This is a genomic window from Pseudomonas sp. R4-15 (assembly GCF_055768815.1).
Genome location: NZ_CM147293.1, coordinates 1,448,698 through 1,475,199 on the forward strand (window position 1 = coordinate 1,448,698; position 26,502 = coordinate 1,475,199).

General features: G+C 66.6%; 26 protein-coding genes. 13 read left to right on the forward strand and 13 right to left on the reverse strand.

Annotation, left to right across the window (positions count from 1 at the left end):
* Positions 1-47 precede the first annotated feature (47 nt).
* The 4 genes from ACYRGX_RS06775 (at position 48) to ACYRGX_RS06790 (ending at position 5,381) form a co-directional block, all read left to right on the forward strand.
* On the forward strand, positions 48-638 hold the full coding sequence (locus tag ACYRGX_RS06775) for a LysE family translocator (protein ID WP_473055845.1): 591 nt from the start codon (positions 48-50) through the stop codon (positions 636-638).
* Positions 639-790: 152 nt separating this feature from the next.
* Positions 791-1,774 carry a TerC family protein gene (locus ACYRGX_RS06780; RefSeq protein WP_473055846.1) on the forward strand — a complete coding sequence of 328 codons (984 nt, stop codon included), beginning with the start codon at positions 791-793 and terminating at the stop codon, positions 1,772-1,774.
* A gap of 500 nt (positions 1,775-2,274) precedes the next feature.
* On the forward strand, positions 2,275-3,720 hold the full coding sequence (gtfA, locus tag ACYRGX_RS06785) for a sucrose phosphorylase (protein WP_473055847.1): 1,446 nt from the start codon (positions 2,275-2,277) through the stop codon (positions 3,718-3,720).
* A gap of 125 nt (positions 3,721-3,845) precedes the next feature.
* Complete coding sequence (locus ACYRGX_RS06790; protein WP_473055848.1) at positions 3,846-5,381, forward strand: sodium:solute symporter family transporter; 1,536 nt, start codon at positions 3,846-3,848, stop codon at positions 5,379-5,381.
* Here ACYRGX_RS06790 and ACYRGX_RS06795 read toward each other — a convergent pair whose 3' ends face one another.
* The 7 genes from ACYRGX_RS06795 to ACYRGX_RS06825 form a co-directional block, all read right to left on the reverse strand.
* The gene (locus ACYRGX_RS06795) at positions 5,382-5,681 is read right to left on the reverse strand and encodes a DUF2845 domain-containing protein (RefSeq protein ID WP_473055849.1); all 300 of its coding nucleotides are present in this window, start codon (positions 5,679-5,681) and stop codon (positions 5,382-5,384) included.
* Positions 5,678-6,565 (reverse strand): oxygenase MpaB family protein, encoded by an 888-nt coding sequence (locus tag ACYRGX_RS06800; protein ID WP_473055850.1) that lies wholly within the window; start codon positions 6,563-6,565, stop codon positions 5,678-5,680. Before ACYRGX_RS06800 ends, ACYRGX_RS06795 begins: the two co-directional genes overlap by 4 nt.
* Before the next feature lie 21 nt (positions 6,566-6,586).
* Positions 6,587-6,832, reverse strand: coding sequence for a hypothetical protein (locus ACYRGX_RS06805; protein ID WP_473055851.1), 246 nt, complete (start codon positions 6,830-6,832; stop codon positions 6,587-6,589).
* A 279-nt stretch (positions 6,833-7,111) separates the two neighbouring features.
* A complete protein-coding gene (gene ada / locus ACYRGX_RS06810) occupies positions 7,112-8,176 on the reverse strand; it encodes a bifunctional DNA-binding transcriptional regulator/O6-methylguanine-DNA methyltransferase Ada (protein ID WP_473055852.1) in 1,065 nt (354 codons plus the stop codon).
* Between the two features lie 83 nt (positions 8,177-8,259).
* Positions 8,260-8,658 carry a Cu(I)-responsive transcriptional regulator gene (gene cueR / locus ACYRGX_RS06815; RefSeq protein ID WP_473055853.1) on the reverse strand — a complete coding sequence of 133 codons (399 nt, stop codon included), beginning with the start codon at positions 8,656-8,658 and terminating at the stop codon, positions 8,260-8,262.
* Positions 8,655-11,054: a heavy metal translocating P-type ATPase gene (locus tag ACYRGX_RS06820; protein ID WP_473055854.1), complete on the reverse strand. Its 2,400-nt coding sequence runs from the start codon at positions 11,052-11,054 to the stop codon at positions 8,655-8,657. Before ACYRGX_RS06820 ends, cueR begins: the two co-directional genes overlap by 4 nt.
* A 66-nt stretch (positions 11,055-11,120) precedes the next feature.
* Positions 11,121-11,648 (reverse strand): cytochrome b, encoded by a 528-nt coding sequence (locus tag ACYRGX_RS06825; protein ID WP_473055855.1) that lies wholly within the window; start codon positions 11,646-11,648, stop codon positions 11,121-11,123.
* A gap of 185 nt (positions 11,649-11,833) precedes the next feature.
* Between ACYRGX_RS06825 and ACYRGX_RS06830 the strand changes: the two genes are divergently transcribed.
* Positions 11,834-12,031, forward strand: coding sequence for a cation transporter (locus tag ACYRGX_RS06830; protein WP_473055856.1), 198 nt, complete (start codon positions 11,834-11,836; stop codon positions 12,029-12,031).
* Here the strand turns inward: ACYRGX_RS06830 and ACYRGX_RS06835 are convergent.
* The gene (locus tag ACYRGX_RS06835; protein WP_473055857.1) at positions 12,010-12,669 is read right to left on the reverse strand and encodes a TetR family transcriptional regulator; all 660 of its coding nucleotides are present in this window, start codon (positions 12,667-12,669) and stop codon (positions 12,010-12,012) included. The two genes, ACYRGX_RS06830 and ACYRGX_RS06835, sit on opposite strands and share 22 nt — an antisense overlap.
* Positions 12,670-12,862: 193 nt before the next feature.
* On the opposite strand from ACYRGX_RS06835, the gene ACYRGX_RS06840 reads away from it, so the two are divergent.
* Positions 12,863-14,035 carry a Bcr/CflA family multidrug efflux MFS transporter gene (locus ACYRGX_RS06840; RefSeq protein ID WP_473055858.1) on the forward strand — a complete coding sequence of 391 codons (1,173 nt, stop codon included), beginning with the start codon at positions 12,863-12,865 and terminating at the stop codon, positions 14,033-14,035.
* A gap of 17 nt (positions 14,036-14,052) precedes the next feature.
* On the opposite strand, the gene ACYRGX_RS06845 is transcribed toward ACYRGX_RS06840, so the two are convergent.
* A complete protein-coding gene (locus ACYRGX_RS06845) occupies positions 14,053-14,220 on the reverse strand; it encodes a hypothetical protein (protein WP_473055859.1) in 168 nt (55 codons plus the stop codon).
* 128 nt (positions 14,221-14,348) lie between these two features.
* Here ACYRGX_RS06845 and ACYRGX_RS06850 point away from each other — a divergent pair, with 128 nt between their 5' ends.
* From ACYRGX_RS06850 to ACYRGX_RS06865, 4 genes are all read left to right on the forward strand, one after another.
* Positions 14,349-14,714 (forward strand): DUF2946 family protein, encoded by a 366-nt coding sequence (locus ACYRGX_RS06850; protein ID WP_473055860.1) that lies wholly within the window; start codon positions 14,349-14,351, stop codon positions 14,712-14,714.
* A gap of 73 nt (positions 14,715-14,787) precedes the next feature.
* Positions 14,788-15,273 (forward strand): copper chaperone PCu(A)C, encoded by a 486-nt coding sequence (locus tag ACYRGX_RS06855; RefSeq protein WP_473055861.1) that lies wholly within the window; start codon positions 14,788-14,790, stop codon positions 15,271-15,273.
* A gap of 9 nt (positions 15,274-15,282) precedes the next feature.
* The gene (locus ACYRGX_RS06860; protein ID WP_473055862.1) at positions 15,283-15,678 is read left to right on the forward strand and encodes a DUF2946 domain-containing protein; all 396 of its coding nucleotides are present in this window, start codon (positions 15,283-15,285) and stop codon (positions 15,676-15,678) included.
* Positions 15,679-15,754: 76 nt separating this feature from the next.
* Complete coding sequence (locus ACYRGX_RS06865; RefSeq protein WP_473056644.1) at positions 15,755-17,818, forward strand: TonB-dependent copper receptor; 2,064 nt, start codon at positions 15,755-15,757, stop codon at positions 17,816-17,818.
* 76 nt (positions 17,819-17,894) lie between these two features.
* Here the strand turns inward: ACYRGX_RS06865 and ACYRGX_RS06870 are convergent, their stop codons facing one another.
* The 3 genes from ACYRGX_RS06870 to ACYRGX_RS06880 all read right to left on the reverse strand — a co-directional run bounded on the left by ACYRGX_RS06870 (position 17,895) and on the right by ACYRGX_RS06880 (position 21,280).
* Positions 17,895-18,845 carry an adenosine deaminase gene (locus tag ACYRGX_RS06870; protein WP_473055863.1) on the reverse strand — a complete coding sequence of 317 codons (951 nt, stop codon included), beginning with the start codon at positions 18,843-18,845 and terminating at the stop codon, positions 17,895-17,897.
* 112 nt (positions 18,846-18,957) lie between these two features.
* A complete protein-coding gene (locus tag ACYRGX_RS06875) occupies positions 18,958-19,908 on the reverse strand; it encodes a 2-oxoglutarate and iron-dependent oxygenase domain-containing protein (RefSeq protein ID WP_473055864.1) in 951 nt (316 codons plus the stop codon).
* 289 nt (positions 19,909-20,197) lie between these two features.
* Complete coding sequence (locus ACYRGX_RS06880) at positions 20,198-21,280, reverse strand: BMP family ABC transporter substrate-binding protein (protein WP_473055865.1); 1,083 nt, start codon at positions 21,278-21,280, stop codon at positions 20,198-20,200.
* A gap of 219 nt (positions 21,281-21,499) precedes the next feature.
* On the opposite strand from ACYRGX_RS06880, the gene ACYRGX_RS06885 reads away from it, so the two are divergent.
* Together ACYRGX_RS06885 and ACYRGX_RS06890 are read left to right on the forward strand one after the other, a co-directional pair.
* Positions 21,500-22,585, forward strand: a complete 1,086-nt coding sequence (locus ACYRGX_RS06885) for a calcium:cation antiporter (protein ID WP_473055866.1) — start codon at positions 21,500-21,502, stop codon at positions 22,583-22,585.
* Between the two features lie 78 nt (positions 22,586-22,663).
* On the forward strand, positions 22,664-22,831 hold the full coding sequence (locus ACYRGX_RS06890) for a hypothetical protein (RefSeq protein WP_473055867.1): 168 nt from the start codon (positions 22,664-22,666) through the stop codon (positions 22,829-22,831).
* A 911-nt stretch (positions 22,832-23,742) separates the two neighbouring features.
* Here the strand turns inward: ACYRGX_RS06890 and ACYRGX_RS06895 are convergent.
* Positions 23,743-25,095: an 8-oxoguanine deaminase gene (locus tag ACYRGX_RS06895; protein ID WP_473055868.1), complete on the reverse strand. Its 1,353-nt coding sequence runs from the start codon at positions 25,093-25,095 to the stop codon at positions 23,743-23,745.
* A 134-nt stretch (positions 25,096-25,229) separates the two neighbouring features.
* On the opposite strand from ACYRGX_RS06895, the gene phnN reads away from it, so the two are divergent.
* Positions 25,230-25,814, forward strand: coding sequence for a ribose 1,5-bisphosphokinase (gene phnN / locus ACYRGX_RS06900; RefSeq protein WP_473055869.1), 585 nt, complete (start codon positions 25,230-25,232; stop codon positions 25,812-25,814).
* Positions 25,815-26,502 lie beyond the last annotated feature (688 nt).

The window sequence follows — 26,502 nt, forward strand, 5'->3', positions numbered from 1 at the left end:
GGTTCGGCGAAGCTCTTCGGTGACGTTCACTCACCGGTGCTCTGGCCATGTCCGCTTCATACGTTTCCTTCCTGCTGTTCGCCTTCGTCGCTTCCATTACTCCGGGCCCGACCAACTTGCTGGTGCTGGCCAATGGCGCACGCCATGGCGTGGCTGCCAGCCTGCCGGCCGTGCTGGGAGCCAGCGCCGCGGCCGCCAGTGTGCTGTTGTTGGTGGTGGTCGGGCTCGGCGACTTGCTGGCCAGGGTACCGTTGTTGCTGCAGGGCCTCGGCGTCGCGGGGCTATTGTGGTTGCTCTGGCTGGCCTGGAAATTGTTCAACGCGGCGCCCCAGCCACTCGATGCCCAGGCCGGCGGAAATCGCTTCGGCGCCGGCGCGGCGGCGGCACTGCAATTGATCAACCCCAAGAACTGGAGCATGGCGCTGAGCGTGCTCGGCGTGTTCGCTGCGGACGACGTTGGGCGAGCCGGCTGGCTGGCACTGGGGTTTTTCCTGATCGCCTGCCCCTGTCTGGCCGCTTGGGCAGTCCTGGGCGCCGGTAGCCGCCGTCTGTTGCCCAGCGAGCGGGCGCAGCGCTGTTTCAATCGGCTGATGGCGCTTGCCCTGCTGGCCAGTATCCTGGGCGCGGTGCTGCTTTAGGCGCACCCGCCCGCCGGGGCTTGGCGACTCTCCTGCGGCGGTATAGGATGCGCTCCGTGTGACGCCGGGCCCCTCTGGCGGCGAGTCCCCTCGTCGTGATGTCGGAGTCACTAAGTTGAACTTCGACTTAGGCGACGACAAAAGGAGGGCTCATGACAGCTCCACTCGCCTTTTTTTCCGCATCCTTCCTCGGTACTCCGGCCTGGTTCTGGCTGGCCTTCCTCGCCATCGTCATCGCTCTGCTGGTGTTCGATCTCGGCGTCCTGCACAAGGATCAGCACGAAATCGGCATGCGCGAGAGCCTGACGCTGTATGCCGGCTACTTCGGCGTCGGCGTGGCCTTCGGCGGCTGGGTCTGGTGGCAACTGGGCGCCAGCAAGGCGCTGGAGTTCTACACCGGCTTTCTCGTCGAGCAGTCGTTGTCGATGGACAACGTCTTCGTCATGGCGATGATCCTCGGCTTCTTCGGCATTCCCCGCCGCTACCAGCATCGCGTGCTGTTCTGGGGCATCATCGGCGTGATCGTGCTGCGCGCAGTCATGATCGGACTGGGTACCGCGCTGGTGCAGCAGTTCGACTGGGTGCTCTACCTGTTCGGCGCCTTCTTGCTGTTCTCTGGCGTGAAGATGTTCTTCAGCAGCGATGAGGAAGAGCACAGCGACCTGTCGCAGAACAGATTCGTAGGCTTCCTGCGTCGGCACATCCGCATCACCGACGAGCTGCACGACGGTCACTTCCTGGTGCGCCTGCGCGACGCCGCCAGCGGCAAGATGCTGTTGCACGCCACCCCGTTGCTGCTGGCGCTGGTGCTGATCGAACTGGCCGACCTGGTGTTCGCCGTGGACAGCGTGCCGGCGGTGTTCGCCATCACCCAGGACCCGTTCATCGTCTACACCTCGAACATCTTCGCCATCCTCGGCCTGCGCTCGCTGTATTTCGCCCTCGCCGCGTTGATGCACCGCTTCGTCTACCTCAAGTACGCCCTCGCCATAGTGCTGACCTTCATCGGCGTGAAGATCCTCATCCACGGCGTGCTGGTCATCCCCCCGTCGATCTCCCTGGGCGTCACCCTCGGCGTACTGCTCGGCGGCGTCGTGCTGTCGCTGCTGCGCACCCGCAACGCTCCACCCGCGTGACCACCACGCAAAAGCGCGACGCCTGATCGGCTCAACGAAACGGCCCGTGAATGCTCGGTAGAACATTCACGGGCCGTTTTCGCTTTGCAGGGCAATGGGTTACGTTTGGTGTGTTCCCCGCGGGTGCGGGGATGAACCGGGTCCCCCCATGTCCACCACGATCTCGGTGGGTGTACCCCGCGCACGCGGGGATGAACTATCTGCCGGCGATTTCCGGGGTGTGGGAACGAGGTGCCTGGCTCATCGGCGAGCGCGGTGTGGCCTTCTGGCCGATGGGGTGGTGCATATTCAGTCGCCGATCGGGCGAGGCGTTCCTGCCAGGAGCAATCCTAGGCTTGCGGTGGGCTGGAGGTGTCAGCGCCGGGCTTTCGTTGGTGTACGTAGGCTTTCGCTGGGGGTCGGTCGATTGGTCCTGGCGCCGTTTGCTTTGTTAAGGTCGGACTCGTCGGGCTCCGCCGCTGTGCGTTGGGGTCGTCTTCCAGCGAGTACGAGGAGAACGCATGCCACTGCAACGCAAGGTTCAGTTGATCGCCTATCCCAACCGTATCGGCGATAGCCTGGCCGATCTGGCGGGCTTCATCGAGGCACGCCTGCAGGGGGCTATCGGCGGGGTGCATGTGCTGCCGCCGTATCCTTCCAACGCCGATGGTGGCTTCTCGCCGTTGAGCCACAAGGCGATCGATCCGCGCTATGGCGACTGGACGGACCTGGAGCGTCTGGCAGGGCGTTTCGATGTCTGTCTGGACCTGGTGCTCAACCACATTTCCGATCAATCCCCGGAATTCCTCGACTTCCAGGCCAAAGGCAAGGCTTCGGCCCATGCGGGGTTGTTCGTGGATGTCGATGCGCTGGGCGAGATCGGCCCGGACGATCTGGCAAAGATCCACATCCGCAAGGAGAAGGAGCCGTTCCGTGAGGTCGTCTTCGCCGATGGCAGTCGCGGGCGCGTCTGGTGCACCTTCACCGAGCGCCAGGTGGACCTGGACTACAGCCGCCCCGAGGCCTACGCGTACATGGAGGACAGCATCGCCTTCCTCGCTGAACGGGGCGTGCGCCTGCTGCGCCTGGACGCCTTCGGCTATGTCAGCAAGCGGGTGGGCAGCACCTGCTTTCTGGTCGAGCCGGAGGTCTGGCGGATTCTCGACTGGTTCCGCGAGACCGCGGCGCGGTACGGCGTGGAGTTGCTGCCGGAGGTGCATGACCACCCCAGCTACCAGTTCGCGATTGCCCGGCGCGGCATGTGGGCCTACGGCTTTGCGCTGCCACCGCTGCTGATCTACTCACTGCTGGAGGCGGACAGCCGCTACCTCAAGCAATGGCTGCGGATGTGTCCGCGCGAGCAGATCACTGTGCTCGACACCCATGACGGCATCTGCATTCCGGATGTCGAAGGCGTCCTGCCCCATGGTGCCATCGAGGCGCTGATTCACAACGTCAACGAGCGCTCGGCGGACCCGATCCTGCGGCGCTCGGCGGCGAACATCCACAGCGTCGGGGCGATCTACCAACTGACCTGTACGTTCTACGATGCGCTGCAGCGCAACGATGACGCCTACCTCGCGGCGCGCGCCATCCAGCTTTTCGCGCCGGGAATTCCGCAGGTCTACTACGTGGGCCTGCTGGTCGGTTGCAACGACGATGAGCTGGCTGCCGCCACCGGAGAGGCCCGGGACATCAACCGGCATTTCTACCGGCTCGACGAAGCCCATGCCGCCCTCGATACGCCGTTGGCGCAACGCCAGCTGGAACTGTTGCGGCTGCGCTCGACGCACCCGGCGTTCGCCGGGGAGTTCGAGCTGCATTCGAGCAACGACAGCAGCGTGGCAATGGGTTGGCGGGACGGCGCGCAGTACTGCGAGCTGTTCGTCGATCTGGCGTTCCGTACGGTGACGGTGACCTGCAGCGATCCCGAGGGACGAGAACCGGAGCGCTGTTTCCGCGTCTGACTCGGTAGCCGAACCGCTTGCGCGTCGTGCGGGGGCCGGCGCCAAGACCCTGAATTCCTCTTTCGAACAATAACGCGGCCAGTGGATGGTCGCCTTCCGACCACGCAACGAAACCCGAGGAAGCCATGCTTCATACCCTCGATTACGTCGTCGTGGCGGCTTACCTGCTGGTGGTCGTCGCGGTCTGTGCGCGGGTAACGCGCAAGAGTCCGGATGCGGACGAACTGTTTCTCGCCGGACGCAGCCTGGGGCCGGCGGTGATCGGCCTGTCGCTGTTCGCCTCCAACGTATCGTCCACCACCTTGATTGGCTTGCCCGGTGCGGCCTGGGAACACGGGATTTCGGTCGCCAACTACGAGTGGATGGCGGCGCTGGTGCTGCTGTTCACCACCCTGTTCGTACTGCCGCGCTTCATCGGCAGCCGCATCACCACGGTGCCGGAGCTGCTCGAACGGCGCTTCGATACCCGCCATCGGCACTACTTGTCGGCCTGCTCGCTGTTCCTCAGTGTGGCGCTGGATACCGCCGGCAGCCTGTATGCCGGCGCGCTGGTGCTGCAACTGTTCGTCCCGGAGCTGCCGCTGGGCGCCACGGTCGCCGCGCTGGCGGCGTTCGCCGGGCTCTACACCGCCGCCGGTGGATTGCGCGCGGTGGTCTACACGGACGTGCTGCAGACGCTGATCCTGCTGCTGGGCTCGGCGTTGCTGGCGGGCATCGTCTTCGCCCAGTTCGACTTCTCCTGGAGCCGCGTGACGGAAAGCGTACCGGCGGACCGGCTGTCGATGATCCGTCCGCTCGATGACCCGGCACTGCCCTGGCTGGGAACGCTGATTGGCGTGCCGATCCTGGGTTTCTACTACTGGACCATGAACCAGTACGTCTCGCAGCGCGTGCTCGGTGCCCGCGACCTGCACGCCGCGGGTTACGGCGCGCTGATCGCGGCGGGGTTGAAGCTGCTGCCGCTGTTCCTGATGGTCATGCCGGGGGTCATGGCGGTATCGCTGCTGCCGGACCTGGAGCGGCCGGACATGGTCTTCCCGACGCTGATCGCCACCTACGTACCGGCGGGTATCGCCGGGTTGATCATCGCCGGGCTGATCGCGGCGATCATGTCCAGCGTGGATTCGGCGCTGAACTCGGCCTCCACCTTGCTGATCGTCGACTTCGTGCAGCCGCGCCGGCCCAACCTGACGCCGTTGCAACTGGCGCGACTGGGTCGCTACACGACCCTCGGCCTGATGCTGCTGGCGGCCCTGTGGGCACCGCAGATCGATCGCTTCCCGGGTATCTTCGCCTACCTGCAGCAGGCCTTCGCCTACGTCACGCCGCCGCTGGTGGCGGTGTTCGCCCTGGGGATGCTGTGGCCTTCGCTGGGCGCAGGGGCGGCGTTGCGCGCACTGGTCTGTGGCCATCTGCTGTCGGCCGGCTGGTTCGTCGGTAGCCAATTGGGCTGGCTGGACGTGCATTACAGCATCGTTGCCGGCCTGCTGTTCTTCGCTACCCTGATCTTCGCCGTGGTCTGGCAGGCGATCTGTCGCGAGCCCGTGCCGGAGGACGCCGCGCTGCGCTTCGCCGGCATGCCGCGCACCAGCCCGCGGGTGCGCATGGGCGCGTATGTGCTGACCGCCCTCACGGCGCTGATGGTCTGGGTGTTTCGCTGATCAGCGATAGCTACGGATCTGCACCAGGCGTCCATCGTCCAGGCGCAGCTCGTGGTACATGCCGTTGCGTGGGCCGTAGAGCCAGGTTTCCGAAGGTACGTCGCGGCCATACCAGCCGTCGGCCTGACGAATCCAGCCGCGGGCGCGGCGCTCCACGGGCGCGCCGCACTTGCGCAGGATCTCATCGGCGCTCGAACCGTTGCTGATCAGTGCGCTGCCGCAGCGCAGGCTGTCGGCCCAGGCGCAGGGCGCCGCCAGCAGGGTCGTCGCGAGGCAGAGCACGCCGATGCGCGTCCTCATCCGCGTTCGCTGACTGCAGGCAGCCCCATTCGCCGCCGCGCCCGGTGGACCGAGGCGTTGCGCACCGCCCAGCGCAGCAGCGGCGCACTGCAATGTACGGCGCCGCGTATCGCACAGGCCTGCCAGGCGGGGCGGGAAACTCCCAACTGCTGCTGTGCCCAGCGTGGCAGCAGGTCGCGGCCGGCCTGCATCATCAACTGTCCGAAAGGGCGCGCCAGACGGCTGGGGGCGGGTGCCTGGCGCAGGGCCTCAAGGACGTCGCGGGTGCGTACGTCACACAGCAGTTGCGGACGCATGTCCTGCAGGTAGTGCTCGACCTCCGCCCGTGAGCGTGGCACCTCGACGGCACCCAGCGCCTCGGCGATGCGCGCCGTCTCGGCCAGGTAACGGTCCTGTTCGGCTGGGGCGAAGTCCGGGTCGCGGTAGCGCAGGTAGGCGGCCAGGAAGCTGCTGACCTCGGCCACGTGTACCCAGCGCAGCAGCGCGGGATCGCTGGCCGCATAAGGCGTGCCGTCGGCGGCCCGGCCGGTGACGCCCAGATGGATGCGCCGCACGCGTTCGATCAGGTGCTCGGCATCGGCACGGCTGGCGTAGGTGGTGCCGGCGATGAACTGGCCGGTGCGCCGCAGGCGGCCGAGCATGTCCTGGCGGAAATTGGAGTGATCCCAGACGCCGGCCAGGGCCAGCGGATGGAGCATCTGCAGCATCAAGGCGGCGATGCCGCCGATCATCATGCAGGTGAAGTCGCCATGGACCTTCCAGCAGGCGGAATCGGGGCCGAACAGGCCCGGCTCGCCAGTTGGGCGTTCGTAGTCGATGCCACCCAGGGCGAGACCGGTAAGGCCCAGGACCTGGGCTTCGATATGCGTGCGCAAGCGTTCCATGGGGCGAGGATAAACCACCGTTCAGCGCGCATGGCCTTTCTCGACACGGACATCGCTGATCCCCAGATCGTCCAGGCGGTCAGCCTCGGCGCCACGGATGGGATCGTCCCAGGGCACATTGCTGCTGGCCTCGTCGTGCTGGGCGTGCTCTTCGATCAGGCGCAGGCGCACGCGGTCGGCGCTGGGCTCGCTGGTTTCCTCCATCACCAACGAGGCCGGCTGTCCGTTGAGGCGGTAGTGGATGGTGAAGGGCATGGGGCTGGACATCGGGGCGGACTCCTAGGGCCTGTTCCCGTTTCATTCACGGCCGCGCCGGTGCCTGTTTGCCGCGAGACAAGGCACGAGTCGCAGGGCTTACCGGGGTAAGTCCAAGACGAGTAACGCCGTATCGCGGCAAAACAGGCACCGGCCCTGCGGGTTGTGCCAGAAATGGCCTGCGCTGTCGTTGCAGGACTTGCCAAGGGAGTGGCCATTGGCTGCGTCCTGCGTCTAACCGCAGGCCATTTCTGGCGACAACGCGGTTCGCGAATGAAACGGGAACAGGCCCTAGGGGCTTTTCCGATCCGACCGCTCGCTAAGGCGTTCGGCTGCATGCGCTTCGTCGCGCAACAGTCCGGCCTTGCGTGAGAGACCCCAGCGATAGCCCGAAAGCGTGCCATTGGCGCCAATCACCCGGTGGCAGGGCACCAGCAGGCCGAGCGGATTGCTGGCACAGGCACGCGCCACGGCGCGGGGATGGCTGTCGAGGAGTAGGGCGAGCTCGCCATAGCGACGCGTCTGCCCCAGGGGAATTTCCCGCAACGCTTGCCACACGCGCATCTGGAAGGCGCTGCCACGGATGTCCAGCGGTAGGTTGGCGGCACGCGTGGGTTCGTCGAGTTGCTGCAACACCTGCTGCAGCCAGCCGTCCAGCCCGTTGTCGTCGGCGAGTAGTTCGGCGGCGGGGAAGCGGCCGCGTAGTTCCGAGAGCAGGCTCGCTTCGTCGTCACCGAAGTGCAGCGCGCAGACACCCTGCTCGCTGGCAGCGAGCAGCAGCAGGCCCAGCGGACAGCGTGCCAGCGCGTAGCGCAGGCGTTCGCCTGGCGCGCCGCGCCGGCGTTGCCCGGGGCTCAGCGCCGAGGGTTGTGCATAGAGTGCCGGGGTGCCGCCGTAGCCGGCGTCCAATGCGGCCTCGAGTACCGAGGTGGCGGTGGGCAGCAGGCGCTGCAGACGCTGCTCGCGCTGTTGTCGGGCCCAGGCATGGGGGCTCACACCAAGGCGCTCGCGGAAGGCGCGGGCCAGGTGCGAAGGCGAAAGCCCGATGCGCGCCGCCAGTGCCGCGAGGTTCAGTGACGCGTCCTGCTGCAGCAGGCGGCAGGCGGCTTCGACCAGTGCATCGAGGCGGGCCGCGGGGCTCTGCGTGTCGGGCGTGCAGCGTTTGCAGGGGCGAAAACCGGCGGCTGCGGCGCTGGCCGCATCGGCATGGAATTCGACGTTGGCGCGCGCTGGGCGACGGGCCGGGCACTGCGGGCGGCAGTAGATGCCGGTACTGCGTACCGCGAAGACGAAGCGGCCGTCCCAGCGTTCATCGCGCTCGCAAACGGCCTGCCAGTAGCGCTCGCTGTCGTGCATGGCTGCACCCGTAAGGCGGTGGATTCGGGATGATTGTCGCCCCTGCCGATGGGGGCGGCCACTGCGAATCGCGCTTTCAAACCCTAGCCTTCGGCGTGGTGCTCCAGGTCGTGGAGAATCGGGCAGTCCGGGCGTGCATCGCCGTGGCAGCAGTCCACCAGCTGGCGCAGGGTGTCGCGCAGACCGGCGAGTTCGGCGATCTTGCGCTCCAGGGCCTGGATATGGCTTTGAGCGAGGGCCTTGACGTCGGCGCTGGCACGGCTGCGGTCCTGCCAGAGGGCGAGCAGGCGCGCTACCTCTTCGAGGGAGAAGCCCAGGTCGCGGGCGCGCTTGATGAAGGCCAGACGGTGCAGATCGTCCTCGCCATAGTGGCGGTAGCCGGCCTCGCTACGGTGGGCGGCCGGCAGCAGGCCGATCTGCTCGTAGTAGCGCAGCATCTTCGCGGAGAGCCCGCTTTTGCGGGCGGCCTGGCCGATGTTCATCGTGCGGAATCCTCCGACGTGGGGCGCCAGCGGCGCAGCAGCAGGGCGTTGCTCACCACACTGACGCTGGAGAAAGCCATCGCCGCGCCGGCGATGACCGGATTGAGCAGGCCGAAGGCCGCCAGCGGTAGGCCCACCAGGTTGTAGATGAAGGCCCAGAACAGGTTCTGGCGGATCTTCGCATAGGTACGCCGGCTGATCTCCAGCGCTGCCGGCACCAGGCGCGGATCACCGCGCATGAGGGTGATGCCGGCGGCGTGCATGGCCACGTCAGTGCCGCCGCCCATGGCAATACCCACGTCCGCCGCGGCCAGCGCCGGGGCGTCGTTGACGCCGTCGCCGACCATCGCCACCACCGCGCCGGCCTGGCGCAGCTCGCCGACCACCCGCGATTTGTCTTCCGGTAGCACCGGTGCGTGTACGTCCTCGATGCCCAACGCCTGCGCCACGACCCCGGCGCTGCCGCGGTTGTCGCCACTGATCAGATGACTGCGTATGCCGCGTTGGCGCAGCGCTTCGATGGCCGCCGAGGCGCCCTCCTTGAGGCTGTCGCCGAAGGCGAATAGACCCAGCACGGCGGGCTCCGGCGACAGCCGCAGTAGCCAGGACAGGGTACGGCCTTCGGCTTCCCATTGATGCGCCGCCTCGGCCAGCGCGGCGGGCGCCTGCAGGCCCTGCTCCTTCAGCAGGCGGGCATTGCCCAATGCCAGCTCGCTATCGGCCACGCGCCCGGCCACCCCGCGCCCGGGCAGGGCGCGGCTCTGCTGCGGTTGCGGCGCTTGCACGCCGCGGGCTTCGGCGCTCTCCAGCAAGGCGCGAGCCAGTGGGTGCTCACTGCCGCGCTGCAGGGCGCCAGCGGCCGACAGCAGGGCGGCTTCATCGCCATCGGCGGCCAGCAGATGCACGACCTGGGGTTTGCCGGAGGTCAGCGTGCCGGTCTTGTCGAAGGCCACTTCGCGCACGGCGTGGGCACGCTCCAGGGCTTCGGCGTCCTTGATCAGGATGCCGTGGCGCGCCGCGACGCCGGTGCCGGCCATGATCGCCGCCGGCGTGGCCAGGCCGAGGGCGCAGGGGCAGGCGATCACCAGCACCGAGACGGCATTGACCAGCGCCTGCTCGACGCCGGCGCCGGCCAGCAGCCAGCCGCCGAGGGTGAGCACGGCGATGCCCAGTACTGCTGGCACGAACACCTGGCTGACACGGTCCACCAGTTTCTGGATCGGCGCCTTGGCCGCCTGGGCGTCTTCGACCAGGCGAATGATCCGCGCCAGCACGGTTTCGCCGCCCAGCGCGGTGCTGCGCACCAGCAGGCGACCTTCGCCGTTGATCGCCCCGGCGGTGACGGTGTCGCCGGGGCGCTTGGCCACCGGCAGGCTTTCGCCACTGATCAGCGCCTCGTCAGCGTGGCTTTCGCCTTCGACGACCTCGCCATCGGCAGCGAAACGCTCGCCGGGCAGGACTCGCAACAGGTCGCCCAGGCGCAACGCGGCCAGCGGCACGTCTTCCTCGTGACCGTCGACCACGCGCACCGCGCGCTCCGGACGCAGCGCCTCCAGGGCGCGGATCGCCGCGCTGGTTTGGCGCTTGGCGCGGCTCTCCAGGTGCTTGCCGAGCAGCACCAGGGCGATCACCACGGCCGAGGCCTCGAAGTACAGGTGCGGCATCTGTCCGGCGGGCGTGCTCCACCACTGGTAGAGCGACAGGCCGTAGCCGGCGCTGGTGCCCAGCGCGACCAGCAGGTCCATGTTGCCGGTGCCGGCGCGCACGGCCTTCCAGGCGGCGACGTAGAAGCGCGCACCGAGGATGAACTGTACCGGCGTCGCCAGCGCCCATTGCAGCCAGGCCGGTAGCATCAGCTCCAGGCCCAGCGGCTGCAGCAGCATCGGCAACACCAGTGGGGCGGCCAGCAGCAGGGCGAGGACCAGGCGCAGCCGTTCGCCGCGCTGCGCACGTTCGGCTGCCTGCTGGGGTTGCGTATCGTCCACCTGCGTGGCCCTGTAGCCGGCGCGCTCGACCGCGGCGATCAGTACCGCAGGGTCGATTTCGCCGAGGGTCTCGACGTGGGCGCGCTCAGTGGCCAGGTTGACGGTGGCCGAGCGCACGTTGGCGACCTTGCTCAGCGCCCGCTCGACACGTCCGGCGCAGCTGGCGCAGGTCATGCCGCCGATATTCAGTTCCAGGCGCTGGAGAGGGACCTCGTAGCCTGCCTTCTCGACCGCCTGCAGCAGCTCCGGCAGGCTCGCATCGCCTTCCACCCGGGCGCGTTCCAGCGCCAGGTTCACCTGGGCCTGCCGTACGCCGGGGACCTTCATCAACGCGCGCTCGACGCGTCCGGCGCAGGACGCGCAGGTCATCCCGGCTATCGGCAGATCGACGGCGGCAAGTGCGCTGGACATGGCGGCGGCTCCTTTTGCTGAACTGCCGCCATGTTCAACCTTGACCTTGGGGTAAGGTCAAGTCCGCTATGAGCTGCGGGCGGCCGGCAGCATGGAGGCGAGCACGCCGTCGCGTCGCGCGTAATGGTGGAACAGCGCCATCGCCGTGTGGCCGAGTACCAGCGCGTAGAGAACCCATTGGGTGGTCTCGTGGAACACGTGTGCCACGTCGCGGACTTCCTCGGAGAAGCCCAACGGGCCGACTGGGAACAACCAGAAGTACTCGAACGCCCGCGAGCTGAAGATCAGTCCGGAGATCGGCATCGCCATTATCACCAGGTAGAGCAGGGCGTGGCCGAACTTGGCGGCGAAACGCTGCAGGGGGGGCTCCGCTTCAAGCAGATCCGGCGTGCCATAGCGGGCGCGCGCCACCAGACGGATGACGGTGAGCAGCAGCAGGGTCAGGCCCAGCGATTTGTGCAGGGTGAATACGCCGCCCCGGCCACCGAACAGCGGTGCAAGCAGATCGCCCAGGTAGGGCAGGGCGACGATCACCAGTACCAGCAGCGCACTTAGCCAGTGCAGGGTGATCTGTGTGGGGGAGTAGCGGGTCATGGAGCCTCCATCGAGCGTCACGGGAATTGGGGTCTGTTGCCCTTCGACAGGAATTATCCGCGCTTTCTGCCGCTTCGCTCTAATTGCCGTTCCAGAGGCTTTTGCAAGGTGTTGCAGGGCAGCGCTTGACCTTGCCACGATGGTAAGCCGGATGCTGACGGCGAACTTTCCATGAGGAGACAACCATGCAGACGTTCAAGGTGCAAGGCATGACCTGCGGGCATTGCGTCAAGGCCGTGAGCAACGCGGTGCAGGCGCTGGACGCGCAGGCTCGGGTCGAGGTCGACCTGGCCCAGGGCCAGGTGAGTGTCGACAGCGCGGTGGAACGTGCGGCACTGGCCGCGGCGATTCGCGAGGAAGGCTACGAGGTGCTCGACGCCTGAGCGGGGGCCGGTGGCCAGCAGACGGTAAGGCCTCGGAACAGCGAGTCGATCATCCGCGGCGCATCGTTGAGTGGATCGAAGGTCGCGCGGTCGCGCAGCCACTCGCCGAACAGGCCGATGATCAGCGCGTGCAGCGTGCGTGCGGCCAGGCGCGGAGTGATCGCCGGGTGCAATTGGCCGGCGGCGTGCGCGTGCTCGAAGAGGTTTTCGCACAGCTTGATGAACTGCTCGACGAACTGCTCGTGGCGTACCTGGGCCTCGCGCAGTTCGTCGGTGAATTCGCAGCGGTAGAGCAGAATGGTGAGGATGCGTTGCTTCTGTTCACTCTGTGCCAGGTCCGCCAGCGCCTGGGTGCAGATGCCGTGCAAGACCAGGAGTGCCTGGGCGGGATGTTCCGGGGTGCAGTCGCAAACGCGTCGGGCCAACTGCTCCGGCGGCAGACGTACCTGGTCGAGCATCGCGTGAAACAGGTGCGCCTTGTTCTGGAAGTGCCAATAGACCGCGCCACGGGTCACACCGGCATGGCGGGCGATTTCCTCCAGGCTGGTGTGCGCCACGCCGCGTTCGAGAAACAGGGTCTCGGCGGAGACGAGGATATCGCGGCGGGTCTGTTCGGCTTCTTCTTTCGTTCTACGCATGGTCGATAACAGTGGGTCGCACCACTTGCCGGTATTGGCAGCGGCGAGAGGTGTTTACAAACAGGTCTGCATGTAACAGCATCGCGGCACTTTTTACAAATGCCCCCTATCGTATCGGGGGAGGATGATCGTTACGGCCCCGTCGATCATCCGCTGATGAGTGCCCGTGCTTCGCAATAGAGACCCTTCGCGCATGCCCCTTCACCTGTTGCTGATCCTCGGCTCGCTGACCGCCTTCGGTCCGTTGGCCGTGGATTTCTACCTGCCCAGCTTTCCGCTCTTGGCACAAACCTACGGAACCGATGTCGAGCATGTGCAACTGACGCTTGCGTCCTACTTCATCGGATTGATGCTGGGACAACTGATCTTCGGCCCATTGGCCGATCGCTTCGGGCGGCGTCCTCCGCTGTTGGTCGGCGTGGCGATTTTCGCCCTGGCATCGCTGGGCTGCGCATTGGCGCCGACGTTGGAGTGGCTGATTTTTGCGCGCTTCGTGCAGGCCCTGGGCGGATGCGCGGGGATGGTGCTGGGGCGTGCGGTGGTGCGTGATGTCTGCGACCCGACCGCCGGGGCGCGCGCCTTCTCGCAATTGATGCTGGTGATGGGCCTGGCGCCGATCCTCGCACCGCCCCTCGGCGCGCTGCTGCTGCAGACGCTGGGCTGGCAGTCGATCTTCTACTGCCTGACGGTGTTTGCCGTGCTCTGCTGGTTCGCCGTGGCGCTGTGGCTGCCGGAAACCCTGCCGGAGAACCCGGGACGCCAACCCCTGACCGGCATCTTTGGACGTTACGTGCGGCTGTTCAAGGATCGCGAGTTCATGGCCTACTCGCTGGCCGGTGGCGTGGCGATGGCCGGGATGTTCGCCTATATCGGCGGCTCGCCGTTCGTCTACATCCAGCTCTACGGCGTGGACCCGGGCACTTACGGCTGGCTGTTCGGCATCAACGCGGCGGGCTTCATCCTCTTCGCGCAACTCAATGCCCGGCTGCTCAAGCGTCGCGGGCCGGGCTTCTGGCTGCGTCGGATGATCTGGCTGTATGCGCTAGGTGGGGTATTGCTGCTGAGCATGGCGGCGCTGCACACCGCGTCGCTGTGGTTCGTCGCCATCCCGCTGTTCGTGAGCATCTCCAGCCTGGGTTGCGTGATACCCAATGCCTCGGCCTGTGCGCTGGCTCACCAGGCCCATCAGGCCGGTGTGGCCTCCGCCTTGATGGGCAGCTTGCAGTTCGCCATCGCGGCGTTGGCCAACCTGTTGATCGGCGTCCTGCACGACGGTAGCGCGGTACCGATGGCACTGGTGATCTGTCTGTGTGCGCTGGTTTCCGCCACGCTGGCCTGGTACGCCGGCGAGGTGGAGTATCGCTAGGCGCTGAACCGCGAGGCTCAGCCCGCCATGCTCTGTTGCACCACGGGCAGGTTGTGTGGCGCATTGAGGCGCGCCTGGAGCTGGGTAATGAACTGCTTGGCTTCGCTTTCGCTACGGAAGCTGACGACGTGCTGATCGAGCTTCACTTTCCAGGTATCGCCGCGGTGTTGCAGTCGGATGTCCATCATGGCCTCCAGGGCGTGGCAGTAATGCTGCGATTTCGGAGTGTAGACCCGGTATGCTGCGAAACGCTGACACAGGTCAGTTTGCGGGTGCTTGTGCCGCCGCGCAGGTGGCACTAGAGTCGCAGCCCATGAATCGTCTTCTCCGTCATCAGCCTCTGCTCTGCGCGTTGCTCTGCTTCGTGCTGCTCAACGCGTTTGCGTTCAGCCTGCATCAGGGGCAGATGAGCGGCCTCGGCTTGAGCCTTTCGGGCAGCAGCTATTGTTCGCTGCTGGGCAATGCGCCCAGCCCGCAGGACCCCGGTGATGCACACCCGCTGCTGAGCAAGCCCTGCCCGCTCTGTTCTGCGGGGCATTCGGCCGTGCACGGTGGTTGGGGGCTGGCATTGCGCGCTGCCCCTCTGGCCGATATGCCGTCGCTGGGAGTGGTTCGTCCCGCCGCCTCGCTCGAGCGTTGGCCGACGGCCAATCCCCGCGCCTCTCCTCGTTACGCCTGACGATCTTCGTCGTTCGCCCTTCGTCTGCTCGCGGCGCGTGCCGCGGGTCCGTTTGCGTATCGAGAGCACATCCATGTCCATCAAGAAACTGTTCGCCTCGCTGTTGTTCGGCCTGCTGATCGCCGGCCCCCTGCAAGCCCATGAGTACCAGGCCGGTAGCCTGCACATCGATCATCCCTGGTCCCGCGCGATGCCGCCGGTGGCTCCGACCTCCGCGGCCTATTTCGTCCTGCACAACGAAGGCACGGCGGATGATCGCCTGCTGGGGGCTAGCACGCCGATCGCTGAGCGTGCGGAAATCCACGAGCACCGGCATGTCGATGGCCTGATGAAAATGCAGCAGGTCAGCGGCGGTGTTGCGATTCCCGCAGGCCAGGTGGTGAGCTTCGCCCCGGGCGGCTACCACGTGATGCTGTTCGGCCTGCAGCGCCAGCCCGAGGTGGGCGAGCGCTTTCCGCTGACCCTGCGCTTCGAGAAGGCCGGTAAGGTGCAGGTCGAAGTCGCGGTGCAGCAGGACGCACCGAAACACGAAGCGCACGACCACCACGCGATGCAGTAAGCACCGCGGATGATGCGTTTGCTCGGGTTTCCCGTGCGCCTGGCTGGCAGCCTGGCGCTGTGGGCGATGCTGTTGTTGCTCGGTGGCCCGTTGGCCGGGCAACTGCTGGTGCCCACGTCGATGCCGATGGCCGACATGCACGGCCATGCCGGGCACGTTGCGCCCGCCGAACAGGGCCCGTCCATGCACGATGGCATGCACGGGCAGCACGACCCCGAGGTGCCCTGGGCCAAGTGTGGCTATTGCAGCCTGCCCTTCCACCTGCCGGCGGCCGCCAGCGCAATGTCGCCCTTCTTGGCTGCCGAGCACTTTCAGGCGCCACGCCCCGAGTCGCTGCCGACACTGGCGGTCGTCTCATCGACCTATCCCACGGCGCGTAGTCGCGCCCCGCCGCGCGTTTCCTGATCCCCCCTCTACGTATCACCGCCGGTGCGCCTCGATGGCTGCGCCAGGAATTCGTTCGATCAAGGAAAACTGCACGATGTACCCGTTCTCACGCTTCGCCGCCGTGGCTCCGTTCCGCCTGGCGCCTCTGTGTCTCGCCTTGGCCTGTGTCCAGGCCCAGGCCGACGAGCTCGACACGCCCGATAAACTCGAACTGGCACCGCTGGTGGTCACCGGCGTGGCGCAGCAATCCCCGGTCACCGTGGTGACCAATCCCAAGCTGCCGCGCCAGCCGATACCGGCCAGCGACGGCGCCGACTACCTCAAGACCATCCCCGGCTTCTCCGCGATCCGCAACGGCGGCACCAACGGTGACCCGGTGTTGCGCGGGATGTTCGGCTCGCGCCTGAACATCCTTACCAACGGCGGGCAGATGATTGGGGCCTGTCCGGGGAGGATGGATGCGCCGACCTCCTACATTTCCCCGGAGAGCTACGACCGCTTGGTCGTGGTCAAGGGGCCGCAGACGGTGCTCTGGGGGCCAGGCGCCTCGGCGGGTACGGTGCGTTTCGAGCGTGACCCCGAGCAGTTCGACAGTTTCGGCACGCGGCTGGATGGCAGCGTGCTGGTGGGCTCCAACGGCCGCCTCGACAAGCGCGTGGACGCTGCCCTGGGCAATTCTCAGGGTTACCTGCGGGCGATCGGCAACCACTCCATGAGCGACGACTACGAGGATGGCAACGGGGACAGCGTGCCCTCGCGCTGGCGCAAGTGGAGCGGTGACCTGACGGCGGGCTGGACACCGGATGCCGATACCCTGGTGGAGCTCAGCGCCGGGCGCGGCGATGGTGAATCCCGCTATGCCGGACGCGGTATGGACGGGACCCAGTTCGAACGCAAGAGCCTCGGTTTGCGCCTGGAGAAGCGCAACCTCAGCGACAGCCTGGAAAAGCTCGAAGCGCAGCTGTACTACAACTACGCCGACCACATCATGGACAACTTCACCTTGCGCGAGCCGTCCGGCTCGATGCCCATGCCGATGGCCGGCGAGCTGGACCGGCGCACCCTCGGCGGACGACTGACGGGCACCTGGCGCTGGGACGACCTGCAACTGGTTGCCGGTGGCGACGGCCAGGTCAGCGAGCACCGTGCGCGCAGCTCCCGATACTCGATGATGGGCGGCTACGTTGCGCCCAGCGCCGCCGAGCCTTGGGACAAGGACGCCACCTTCCGCACCTACGGCGCCTTCGCCGAGCTGACCTGGTTCGCCAGCGAGCGTGACCGCTGGATCGGCGGTGCGCGCCTGGACCGCGCTGCCGTTGAGGACTACCGCGATGCCGCCGATAGCGCCACCGCCGGCCGTGAGCGTCGCGATACGCTGCCCAGCGGCTTCCTGCGTTTCGAGCGGGATCTCCTCACGCTGCCGGCGACCGCCTATATCGGTGTGGGGCACGTCGAGCGCTTCCCCGACTACTGGGAGCTGTTCTCCGCGAACAACGGTCCGGACGGCTCGCTCAACGCCTTCGACGGCGTCGATCCGGAAAAGACCACCCAGCTCGATGTCGGCCTGCAGTACCGCAACGGGCCGGTGGAGGCCTGGGTGTCGGCTTACGCGGGGGTCATCGAGGACTACATCCTCTTCGAATACACCAGGGGCGGGATGATGGGCGACACCAGCCAGGCGCGTAACGTGGACGCGCGCATCGCCGGTGGCGAACTGGGCGCCAGTTGGCAGATCGACGAGCACTGGAAGGGCGAGGGCAGCCTGGCCTATGCCTGGGGCGAGAACCACAGCGACGGCAGCGCGCTGCCGCAGATGCCGCCGCTCGACGCGCGCCTGGGGCTGACCTATGCGCAGGATGCCTGGAGCGTCGGCGGGCTCTGGCGCGTGGTCGCCCGGCAGGGGCGAATTGCCGAGAACCAGGGCAACGTGGTTGGCAAGGATTTCGACGAGAGCGCCGGCTTCGGCGTGGTCTCGCTCAACGCCGCCTGGCAGGCGACCCGCCACTTCAAGCTCAGCGCCGGCGTCGACAACCTGTTCGACAAGGACTACGCCGAGCACCTGAACCTGGCCGGCAACGCCGGCGTGGGACTTTCCGCCGATTCGCGCTTCGACGAGCCGGGACGCACTCTCTGGACGCGCGTGGACTTCAGCTTCTGATCTAGCGATACACCGCGCCACGTGGGCAGCGTGGCGCGGTGCCCATTGCCGGAGCGCTTGCAGGACTCCGGCTTTTTTATACCTTCAGGCTGGCTTCGAGACTGTTACGCGCCATCCGCTCGGCCTGATCGCGGGTCATGCCCAGGGCGTCGTGCAAGGCCTGGAAGTTCTCGTTCACGTAGCCGCCGAAGTACGCTGGGTCATCGGAGTTCACCGTCACCTTCACGCCACGCTCGAGCATCTCGAGGATGTGGTGCTGGCCCATGTGCTCGAACACCTTGAGCTTGGTGTTGGACAGCGGGCAGACGGTCAGCGGGATCTGCTGGTCGATCAGTCGCTGCATCAGTCGCTCGTCCTCGAAGGCACGCACGCCATGGTCGATGCGCACCACGTTGAGCAGGTCCAGCGCTTCCCAGATGTATTCCGGCGGACCTTCCTCGCCGGCATGGGCGACCGCGGCGAACCCTTCGGCACGGGCCTTGGCGAACACCCGCTGGAACTTGCGCGGCGGATGGCCGACTTCGGAGCTGTCCAGGCCGACGGCGACGAACGCGTCGCGATACGGCAGCGCCTGCTCCAGGGTGGCGAAGGCGGCGTCCTCGGACAGATGACGCAGGAAGCTCAGGATCAGCCCGCTGCTCACGCCCAGTTGCTGTTCGCCATCACGCAGGGCCGCGCGGATGCCTTCGAGCACCACCTCGAAGCGGATGCCGCGATCGGTGTGGGTCTGCGGGTCGAAGAAGGGCTCGGTATGCACGACATTCTGCGCCTTGCACTTCTGCAGGTAGGCCCAGGTCAGGTCGTAGAAGTCCTGCTCGGTGCGCAGCACGTCGGCGCCCTTGTAATAGAGATCGAGGAATTCCTGCAGGTTGTTGAAGGCGTAGGCCTGGCGCACGGACTCGACGTCGCTCCAGGGCAGCGCGATGCCGTTGCGCTCGGCGAGGGCGAACATCAGTTCCGGTTCCAGTGACCCTTCCAGGTGCATGTGCAGTTCGGCCTTGGGCAGGCTGCTGATCCAGTCGGTCATGGCGATGGTCTCTCTCGTCAGGCGTGTTCGTCGAAGTGTAAATGCAGACAGGCCGCAGCGAGCTGCGGCCTGGGTATTACAGACGCGGCCCCAATGCGCGGGGCCACATCGATCACGCGGTACGGCGATAGGCGTAGGTCGCGGCGAAGCGCGACAGCAGCCATTCGGCGCAGGTGGTTTGCGGATACTTGGGCGGGTTCTCCGCGCTCGAGCAGTTTGGCAGGCACTCGATGACGGTGTCCGGATGCGGCTCGACGAAGAACGGCATGGAGAAGCGGTCGACCCCCTCGGGGCTGAGCACCCGGTGCGGGGTGGACTTGTAACGGTCGTTGCTCCAGCGCGCCATCATGTCGCCGATGTTGACCACGAAGCTGCCAGGAATCGGCGGGGCGTCGATCCACTCGCCCTTGACGCTCTGCACCTGCAGGCCGCCGACCTGATCCTGGTAGAGCAGGGTGACGCAGCCGTAGTCGGTGTGCGCGCCGGCACCGTGCTGTTCGGCGCGGCCGTTGCTCGGCGGGTAATGGATCATGCGGAACGCCGAGACCGGCTGCTCGAAGCGCTTATCGAAGAAGTCGCGCTCGATGTCCAGCGCCAGGGCGATGCCGCGCAGCAGGGTCAGGCCGAGCTGGTGCATGTCCTGGTAGTGACCTTCGAGCAGTTCCTTCCAGCCGGGGATGTCCGGATGGTTGTTCGGGCCGCGCAACGGCTTGCCGGCGAGCACGTCCGGGTGGTCGGCCGGCAGGTGGAAGCCCATGTCGAAGGTTTCCTTGAGATCGGCCGGCTTCTCCGGATCGAGCTGCTCGGCCGCTACCGAACCGTAGCCGCGGTGGCAACTGCTCTTGGTGATATCGATCTTCAGCTTCTCGTCCAGCGGAGCGCCGAACAGGCGCTCGCCCATGGCCCGCAGTGCCTCGATGCGCGAGGTCGCGATGGGGTGGCCGACGATGTAGAAGAAGCCCCAGTCGCGGCAGGCGGCGTCGATCTGCCGGGCGACGCTCATCCAGGCGGATTCGTCGGGTTGGTAGAGCGGGGCGATGTCGATGATCGGAAGTGTATTCATGAGGTGAAATACCGTGGAACGGGTTGCCTCGGGTCTTCTCGTACCCGATGGCGACGAGGGCGGCGTGCCCCCTGTCTGCGGTTCTGCGTCCGGAAAGGCTGCAGGGACGGCGCGACTCTGGTTAGTTTGACCGCAGCAGCGGCGCGTCACAACGACGCCGGTCGGTCGGGTGGCGTGGCCACCGTGAACGCAAGGCCCGCTTCGCCTGGCGGGCGACTGGTGGCCCCGGACATGGCGGGGCCGCGCAGTGGAATCGAGCGCTACCCGCTGGGGCGGGCAGCGCGAAGGCTCACTTGGGCAGATCGGCCTTCAGACCTTCGACGTAGTAGTCCATCGAGGCCAGGTCGCCGTTGCTGGCGACTACGCCATCGGCGATGCGCACGGTACCGCTCTGGTCCTTGATCGGGCCGGTGAAGGGGTGGAACTTGCCGCTCTTGATGTCGGCGATGATGCCTTCGGCTTCGCTCTTCACGTCAGCCGGGACCAGGTCGCTGATCGGCAGCTGCACGGTGTCCTCGGCCAGGCCGCCCCAGTAGTCCTGGGATTTCCAGGTGCCGTCGATCACCGCCTGGGCGGACTTCACGTAGTGCGGCCCCCAGTTGTTGACGATGGACGTCAGCACCGCCTTGGGACCGAAGTGGGCCATGTCCGAGGCATAGCCGACGGCGTAGACGCCACGGCGCTCGGCGGCCTGGATCGGCGCCGGGCTGTCGGTGTGCTGGAAGATCACGTCGGCACCCTGGTCGATCAGGGCATTGGCGGCGTCGGCTTCCTTGCCCGGGTCGAACCAGGAGTTGACCCAGACCACCTTCAGTTCGGTGCCGGGGTTGTACTTGTTCAGCGCCAGCTGGATCGAGTTGATGTCACGGATCACTTCCGGAATGGGGAAGGACGCGACGTAGCCGACCACCTTGGACTTGGTCATCTTGGCGGCCAGGAAGCCACCGACGTAGCGGCCTTCATAGGTACGCGCCAGGTAGGTACCCAGGTTCTTGTCCTGCTTGTAGCCGGTGGCGTGTTCGAAGATGACCTTGGGGAACTGCTTGGCGACCTTGACGGTCGGGTTCATGTAGCCGAAGGAGGTGGTGAAGATCAGGTCGTAGCCGCCCTTGGCCATGTTGCGAATCACGCGCTCGGCGTCCGCGCCCTCGGCGACGTTCTCGACGAACGAGGTCTGTACCTTGTCACCCAGTTTTTTCTCCAGGTACTGACGGCCCATCTCGTGCTGGTAGCTCCAGCCGTGGTCACCGATGGGGCCAACGTAGACGAAGCCGACCTTCAGCGGATCGGCAGCGGCGGCGGTGAGGGTGGCGCTGATGCCGAGGGCGGCGGCGAGGCCGCGCAGCAGGCGATTCTTGCTCTTCTTCTGCATTGCAGTGTGGCTCCTTGGAGTAATGTTCCCAGTGTCTCGACACTAGCGGCCGATGTGGCTGGTGCTGAGGATTGCAAAAAGCTGACCAACTGGACAGATAGCGCCGCACCGGCCTGCCTGACCGTTTGCAGATAATGGACCCCTGGGTCGACTTGTCCAGGCTGGTGCGCGAAAGGCTTCGTGTGCCACGCCATGGTGCGTGATCGGAGAAGGAAATACATGATTCAACGCGTGCGTGAAGAGCGCCTCCTGCTGCTGGCCATCGCCGCGGCGATCCTCGCTTATGCCCTGGAGGCACCGTTGCTCGACAGCGGCCGTGGCGTGGCCCTGGGAACGGCGGCGGCCCTGGTGGTCTGCATCGTGCTCGCCTCGATGCGCGTGGCGCACCATGCCGAAGTGCTCGCGGAAAAGGTCGGCGACCCCTACGGCACCATGATCCTGACGCTCTCCGCTGTTTTGGTGGAGGTGGTCATCCTGGCCATCATGATGAGCCATGAGCCCTCGCCGACCCTGGTGCGCGACACCATCTACTCGGCGGTGATGCTCGACCTCAACGGGATTCTCGGCCTGGCTGCCTTGCTCGGCGGCTTCAAGCATGGCGAGCAGCCCTACAACGACGACTCCGCACGTAGCTACAGCGTGATGATCCTCACCGCGATGGGCATCTCGATGATCGTCCCGGAGTTCATCCCCCAGGCGAACTGGCACCTGTACTCGCTCTTCACCATCGGCGCCATGCTGGTGCTCTACGCCGTGTTCCTGCGCATGCAGGTCGGCGCGCACAGCTACTTCTTCAGCTACAGCTACCCGGAGAAGAAAACCCGCCATGGTCACGCCCCGGCGCAGCAAGGCAGCATCCTGCCGTCGGTGCTGCTGCTGTGCGTCGGCGTCGTGTTGATCGGCGCCCTCGCCGAGGTGATGTCGCAGGCCTTCAGCACCGGTCTGCGTGGCAGCGGCATGCCGCCGGTGATCCTTGCCATTCTGGTCGCGGGCATCTCCGCCAGCCCGGAAATCCTCACGGCCCTGCGCGCCGCGCTGGCGAACCGCATGCAGTCGGTTGTGAACATCGCCCTGGGCGCCTCGTTGTCCACGGTGATCCTCACGGTTCCGGCGATGGAGGCGCTGGCGCTGTGGCGCGGTCAGCCGTTCGAGATGGCGATGACGCCGGTGCAGACGGTAATGGTGTTCATCACCCTGGTCGCCGCGGCGATCAACCTCAACGACGGCAAGACCAACGCCATCGAGGGCATGACCCACTTCGTGCTGTTCGCCACCTTCGTGATGTTGGCCTGCCTGGGGCTTTAGGGCCTGCGCGGTTGCCGTGGTGGAAAAGCGCTGCGTGCGTTTTTCACCCTACGGGGCTGAGGGGGCCGTGCTCGCATCATGAACGGCAACGGCAACGGCAACGGCAACGGCAACGGCAACGGCAACGGCAACGGCAACGGCAACGGCAACGGCAACGGCAACGGCAACGACTGTTATCTGCACCGTGGCAACGACGGACGTAGGGTGGATGACGCTTTGCTCATCCACCAGACGGAGTTTCGGTAAACGATCAAAGCCTCGTTTACCTACGGGGTTTGGTGCCACAGGCCTCAAGCCTCGGCCATCTCCGGCGTTCGGTGCCAAAGGCCTGTTGTCAGTGTTGTTTTTCGGTTGGAGGTTTCGCCCTCCTGGGCGACCTCCTTTTGTCTAGGCAAAAGGAGGCAAAACCGTTGTCCCCGACGATCCGGCCCCGACCGCTTACGCGGCCGGGGTTCGTTCACTCCATCGCCGCTCCGCAGGCCCGGCCAGTACGGGCCATCCATGGCCCTACAGGCCTTTCGCCGCCGTCCGGGCGGCTCAACCTGCTACGCGGCGACTCCGTTCACCCGGATCAACGGGGCCTTGGGTGTCGCTTGCAGGTTCGGTGGCACATGCGTGGAAAATCGCTGCGCGAGTTTTCCACCCTACGAATCCACACCCTCGTGTTCGTCCGGATCGCCATGCATGCGCATTGAGGCCCCATCGTATGCGGCCTACATCATCGCGGCGGCCTGCACCCCGAATCCCCCTTCAGGAGGCCGAGCGCAGGCGTTGCGTAGGGGGATGCGAGGCAGGACGCCGAGCAAGGCACGAAGGGACAGGGACGTCCCTTCGTGGCGTGCCCCCGGAGCAATGCCGGAGCGAGGGAACCCCGGTCGCGCAGCGGCTGGGGCCGGATGTAGGGGGTGCCTTCTTTCGGTTACCTTTCTTGGGCAAGCAAGAAAGGTGACTCGCCGTGCAGGGCGAAACCTGTCGCATCAACCGAGGAAAGCGCGGCGCTCAGACACCTAGGCGCAAACCCGCATCGCGCACGGCAATGGACACCTTCAGCAGTTTCGGGGAGCCCCACGGGAAAATCGCTGCGCGAGTTTTCCACCCTGCGCGGCGCTGCGAAGGTGAGCTCGGCGCGTTCGGTGCTGCATTATCGTCTGTGCGCTTCAGTGCGCCGCCAGCAGGCGGCGGGCTGCTTCGCGGTGTCGGGCGATCAGGCCCGGCAGGTCGAGGCCTTCGATCAGCCCATCCACGACTCGCCATTCACCGCCGACCATCACCCGGTCGGCGCGCTCGGCGCCGCACAGCAGGACCGCCGAGAGCGGATCGTGGCTGCCGGAGAAGCGCAGTTCGTCGAGCTTGAACAGCGCCAGGTCCGCCTGTTTGCCGACCGCCAGTTCACCGATGTCCTGGCGCCCCAGCAGGCGCGCAGAGCCGCGCGTGGCCCAGCCCAGTGCGCGCTCCGGGGTGATCGCTTCGGCGCCGTAGCGCAGGCGTTGCAGGTACAGCGCCTGCTTGGCTTCGAGGATCATGTTCGAGGCATCGTTGGAGGCCGAGCCGTCCACCCCCAGGCCCAGCGGCGCGCCGGCGGCTTCGAGTTCCACGCTCGGGCAGATGCCCGAGGCCAGGCGCATGTTCGAGCTGGGGCAATGGCAGACGCCGGTGCCGGCCGCGCCCAGACGGGCGATTTCCTCGGCGTTGAAGTGGATGCCGTGGGCCAGCCAGGTGCGTGGGCCGAGCCAGCCGACGCTGTCCAGGTAGTCCACCGTGCGTAGGCCGAAGCGCTGCAGGCAGAAGTCTTCCTCGTCGAGGGTCTCGGCCAGGTGGGTGTGCAGGCGCACGTCCTCGGCCTCGGCCAGCGCGGCGCTCCGCTGCATGATCTCGGTGGTCACCGAGAACGGCGAGCAGGGCGCCAGGGCGATCTGCACCTGGGCACCGTCGCCGCGCTGGTGGTACTGGCGGATCAGCCGCAGGCTGTCGTCTAGGATCACCTGGCCGTCCTGCACCGTCTGTTGCGGCGGCAGACCGCCGTCCTTCTCGCCCAGGCTCATCGAGCCGCGGGTGAGCATGGCGCGCATGCCGAGTTCGTGCACCGCCTCGACCTGCACGTCGATGGCGTTCTCCAGGCCGTCCGGGAACAGGTAGTGATGGTCGGCGGCGGTGGTGCAGCCGGACAGCAGCAGCTCGGCCAGCGCCGCGGTGGTCGCCAGCGAGAGTTGCTCGGGCGTCAGCCGCGCCCACACCGGGTAGAGCGTCTTCAGCCAGGGAAACAGCGGCTGGTTCACCACCGGCGCCCAGGCGCGGGTGAGGGTCTGGTAGAAGTGGTGATGGGTGTTGATCAGGCCCGGCAGCAGCACGTGCTCACGGGCGTCGAAGCGCTGCTCGCAAGGTGCGGACGGTGCCTGTCCGGTCGCTAGTAGTTCGACGATGCGGCCATTCTCGATCACCAGGCCGCCGCGGGCGTCCTGATCGTTGGCGGTGAAGATGGCGAGCGGGTTTTGGATCCACAGGCGCGACATGGCGGCTCCTCCGGTGCGTTAAGGGAAGCCAGCTCAGTTATGCCCTGTCTGCTGATCCAGGGACGCGATGCGCGGCGCGCACGATACCCAAGCTGTCCGCGCTTGTCATCCGCCCAGCATCGGTTCGCTGGGGTATGCTGCGCAACGCTCGCTGCGTGGCGAGGCGACGGGGGGTGATGATGGGCCGCGTGTTGTACGTGATGGGTGCCAGTGGTGTGGGCAAAGACAGCCTGATCGCCGCATTGCGTCCACTGCAGCCGGACTGGCCGGTGGCACACCGTTACATCACCCGCGCCAGCGGGGCCAGCGAGAACTGCGTAACCCTGAGCGACGCGGAGTACGCCTGGCGCCGCGACGCCGGCCTGTTCTGCCTGCACTGGCAGGCCCACGGGCTGAGCTACGCCCTGGGCGTGGAGCTGGAGTGCTGGCTCGCGCGCAGTGACCTGGTGATCGTCAACGGCAGCCGCGCACAGTTGCCGCAGGCCCGAGAGCGCTTTGCCGAGCGATTGCTGCCGCTGCTGGTGCAGGCCGACCCGCAGGTGATCCGCCAGCGGCTGATCGCCCGGGGGCGGGAGAGCGCCGCCCAGGTCGAGGAGCGCCTGGCGCGAAGTCGCAGCATGACGCCGCAGGATGACCTGCTGGTACACGACAATGATCTGCCGCTGGCGCAGAGCGTGGCGCAGCTGCATCGGCGTTTGCAGGGGATGCTCGGGGTCTGACCTGAGCCTGGCGGCGCACGGCATTGAGGCGTTTGGGCGAACGCGCAGCGCTTTTCCACGCGTGGGAACGTCCATGGGCTTACCGAACCTGTCCCCAACGCTCCGCTGCTCCGAGTGAGCTTAATCGCTGGATGACGCTCTGCTCATCCACCAGCGTCGGGCTCCCTGGGTTCGGACGTTTGCCGGGACATTGGCGTGCGCTGTGCGGGTTTGCGCTTTGGCGTCTGCGCGCCGCGCTTTCCTCGGATGAGGCGACAGGTTTCGCCCTGCACGGCGAGTCACCTTTCTTGCTTGCCCAAGAAAGGTAACCGAAAGAAGGCACCCCCTACATCCGGCCCCGCCTGCTGCGCAGACGGGGTTCCCTCGCTCCGGCGCTGCTCCTGGGGCACGCCGCGAAGGGGCGTCCTGCCCCTTCGCGTCTTGCTCGGCGTCCTGTCTCGCATCCCCCTGCGCAACACCTCCACTCGGCCTCCTGACGGGGCCCCGGGTGCAAGCCTTATCTTTGGTGGTCGCGTTGCCCAGGGGCGGCGCCGACTCCGCCCCCGACCCGGTAGGATGGGTCGGGCCGCGTAGGTGGAGGAGCGCAGCGATACCCATCGTGGTGGCGCGATGGGTATCGCTGCGCTCAACCCATCCTACGTCCGCGCAGCGGGCGGGGCCGGATCATAGGGGCAGGGGTTTTGCCCAC

Bases quoted from the DNA above. Each gene is read 5' to 3' on its own strand.
- cueR (WP_473055853.1), bottom strand. From the start codon at position 8,658: ATGAACATCGGCCAGGCCGCCCGCAAAAGCGGGCTCTCCGCGAAGATG.
- ACYRGX_RS06875 (WP_473055864.1), bottom strand. From the start codon at position 19,908: ATGAATACACTTCCGATCATCGACATCGCCCCGCTCTACCAACCCGAC.
- ACYRGX_RS06820 (WP_473055854.1), bottom strand. From the start codon at position 11,054: ATGTCCAGCGCACTTGCCGCCGTCGATCTGCCGATAGCCGGGATGACC.
- ACYRGX_RS06870 (WP_473055863.1), bottom strand. From the start codon at position 18,845: ATGACCGACTGGATCAGCAGCCTGCCCAAGGCCGAACTGCACATGCAC.
- ACYRGX_RS06795 (WP_473055849.1), bottom strand. From the start codon at position 5,681: ATGAGGACGCGCATCGGCGTGCTCTGCCTCGCGACGACCCTGCTGGCG.
- ACYRGX_RS06805 (WP_473055851.1), bottom strand. From the start codon at position 6,832: ATGTCCAGCCCCATGCCCTTCACCATCCACTACCGCCTCAACGGACAG.
- ACYRGX_RS06775 (WP_473055845.1), top strand. From the start codon at position 48: ATGTCCGCTTCATACGTTTCCTTCCTGCTGTTCGCCTTCGTCGCTTCC.
- ACYRGX_RS06830 (WP_473055856.1), top strand. From the start codon at position 11,834: ATGCAGACGTTCAAGGTGCAAGGCATGACCTGCGGGCATTGCGTCAAG.
- phnN (WP_473055869.1), top strand. From the start codon at position 25,230: ATGCTGCGCAACGCTCGCTGCGTGGCGAGGCGACGGGGGGTGATGATG.
- ACYRGX_RS06880 (WP_473055865.1), bottom strand. From the start codon at position 21,280: ATGCAGAAGAAGAGCAAGAATCGCCTGCTGCGCGGCCTCGCCGCCGCC.
- ACYRGX_RS06850 (WP_473055860.1), top strand. From the start codon at position 14,349: ATGAATCGTCTTCTCCGTCATCAGCCTCTGCTCTGCGCGTTGCTCTGC.
- ACYRGX_RS06800 (WP_473055850.1), bottom strand. From the start codon at position 6,565: ATGGAACGCTTGCGCACGCATATCGAAGCCCAGGTCCTGGGCCTTACC.
- ACYRGX_RS06780 (WP_473055846.1), top strand. From the start codon at position 791: ATGACAGCTCCACTCGCCTTTTTTTCCGCATCCTTCCTCGGTACTCCG.
- ACYRGX_RS06885 (WP_473055866.1), top strand. From the start codon at position 21,500: ATGATTCAACGCGTGCGTGAAGAGCGCCTCCTGCTGCTGGCCATCGCC.
- ACYRGX_RS06845 (WP_473055859.1), bottom strand. From the start codon at position 14,220: ATGGACATCCGACTGCAACACCGCGGCGATACCTGGAAAGTGAAGCTC.
- ACYRGX_RS06890 (WP_473055867.1), top strand. From the start codon at position 22,664: ATGAACGGCAACGGCAACGGCAACGGCAACGGCAACGGCAACGGCAAC.
- ACYRGX_RS06865 (WP_473056644.1), top strand. From the start codon at position 15,755: ATGTACCCGTTCTCACGCTTCGCCGCCGTGGCTCCGTTCCGCCTGGCG.
- ACYRGX_RS06840 (WP_473055858.1), top strand. From the start codon at position 12,863: ATGCCCCTTCACCTGTTGCTGATCCTCGGCTCGCTGACCGCCTTCGGT.
- ada (WP_473055852.1), bottom strand. From the start codon at position 8,176: ATGCACGACAGCGAGCGCTACTGGCAGGCCGTTTGCGAGCGCGATGAA.
- ACYRGX_RS06860 (WP_473055862.1), top strand. From the start codon at position 15,283: ATGATGCGTTTGCTCGGGTTTCCCGTGCGCCTGGCTGGCAGCCTGGCG.
- ACYRGX_RS06825 (WP_473055855.1), bottom strand. From the start codon at position 11,648: ATGACCCGCTACTCCCCCACACAGATCACCCTGCACTGGCTAAGTGCG.
- ACYRGX_RS06790 (WP_473055848.1), top strand. From the start codon at position 3,846: ATGCTTCATACCCTCGATTACGTCGTCGTGGCGGCTTACCTGCTGGTG.
- ACYRGX_RS06895 (WP_473055868.1), bottom strand. From the start codon at position 25,095: ATGTCGCGCCTGTGGATCCAAAACCCGCTCGCCATCTTCACCGCCAAC.
- gtfA (WP_473055847.1), top strand. From the start codon at position 2,275: ATGCCACTGCAACGCAAGGTTCAGTTGATCGCCTATCCCAACCGTATC.
- ACYRGX_RS06855 (WP_473055861.1), top strand. From the start codon at position 14,788: ATGTCCATCAAGAAACTGTTCGCCTCGCTGTTGTTCGGCCTGCTGATC.
- ACYRGX_RS06835 (WP_473055857.1), bottom strand. From the start codon at position 12,669: ATGCGTAGAACGAAAGAAGAAGCCGAACAGACCCGCCGCGATATCCTC.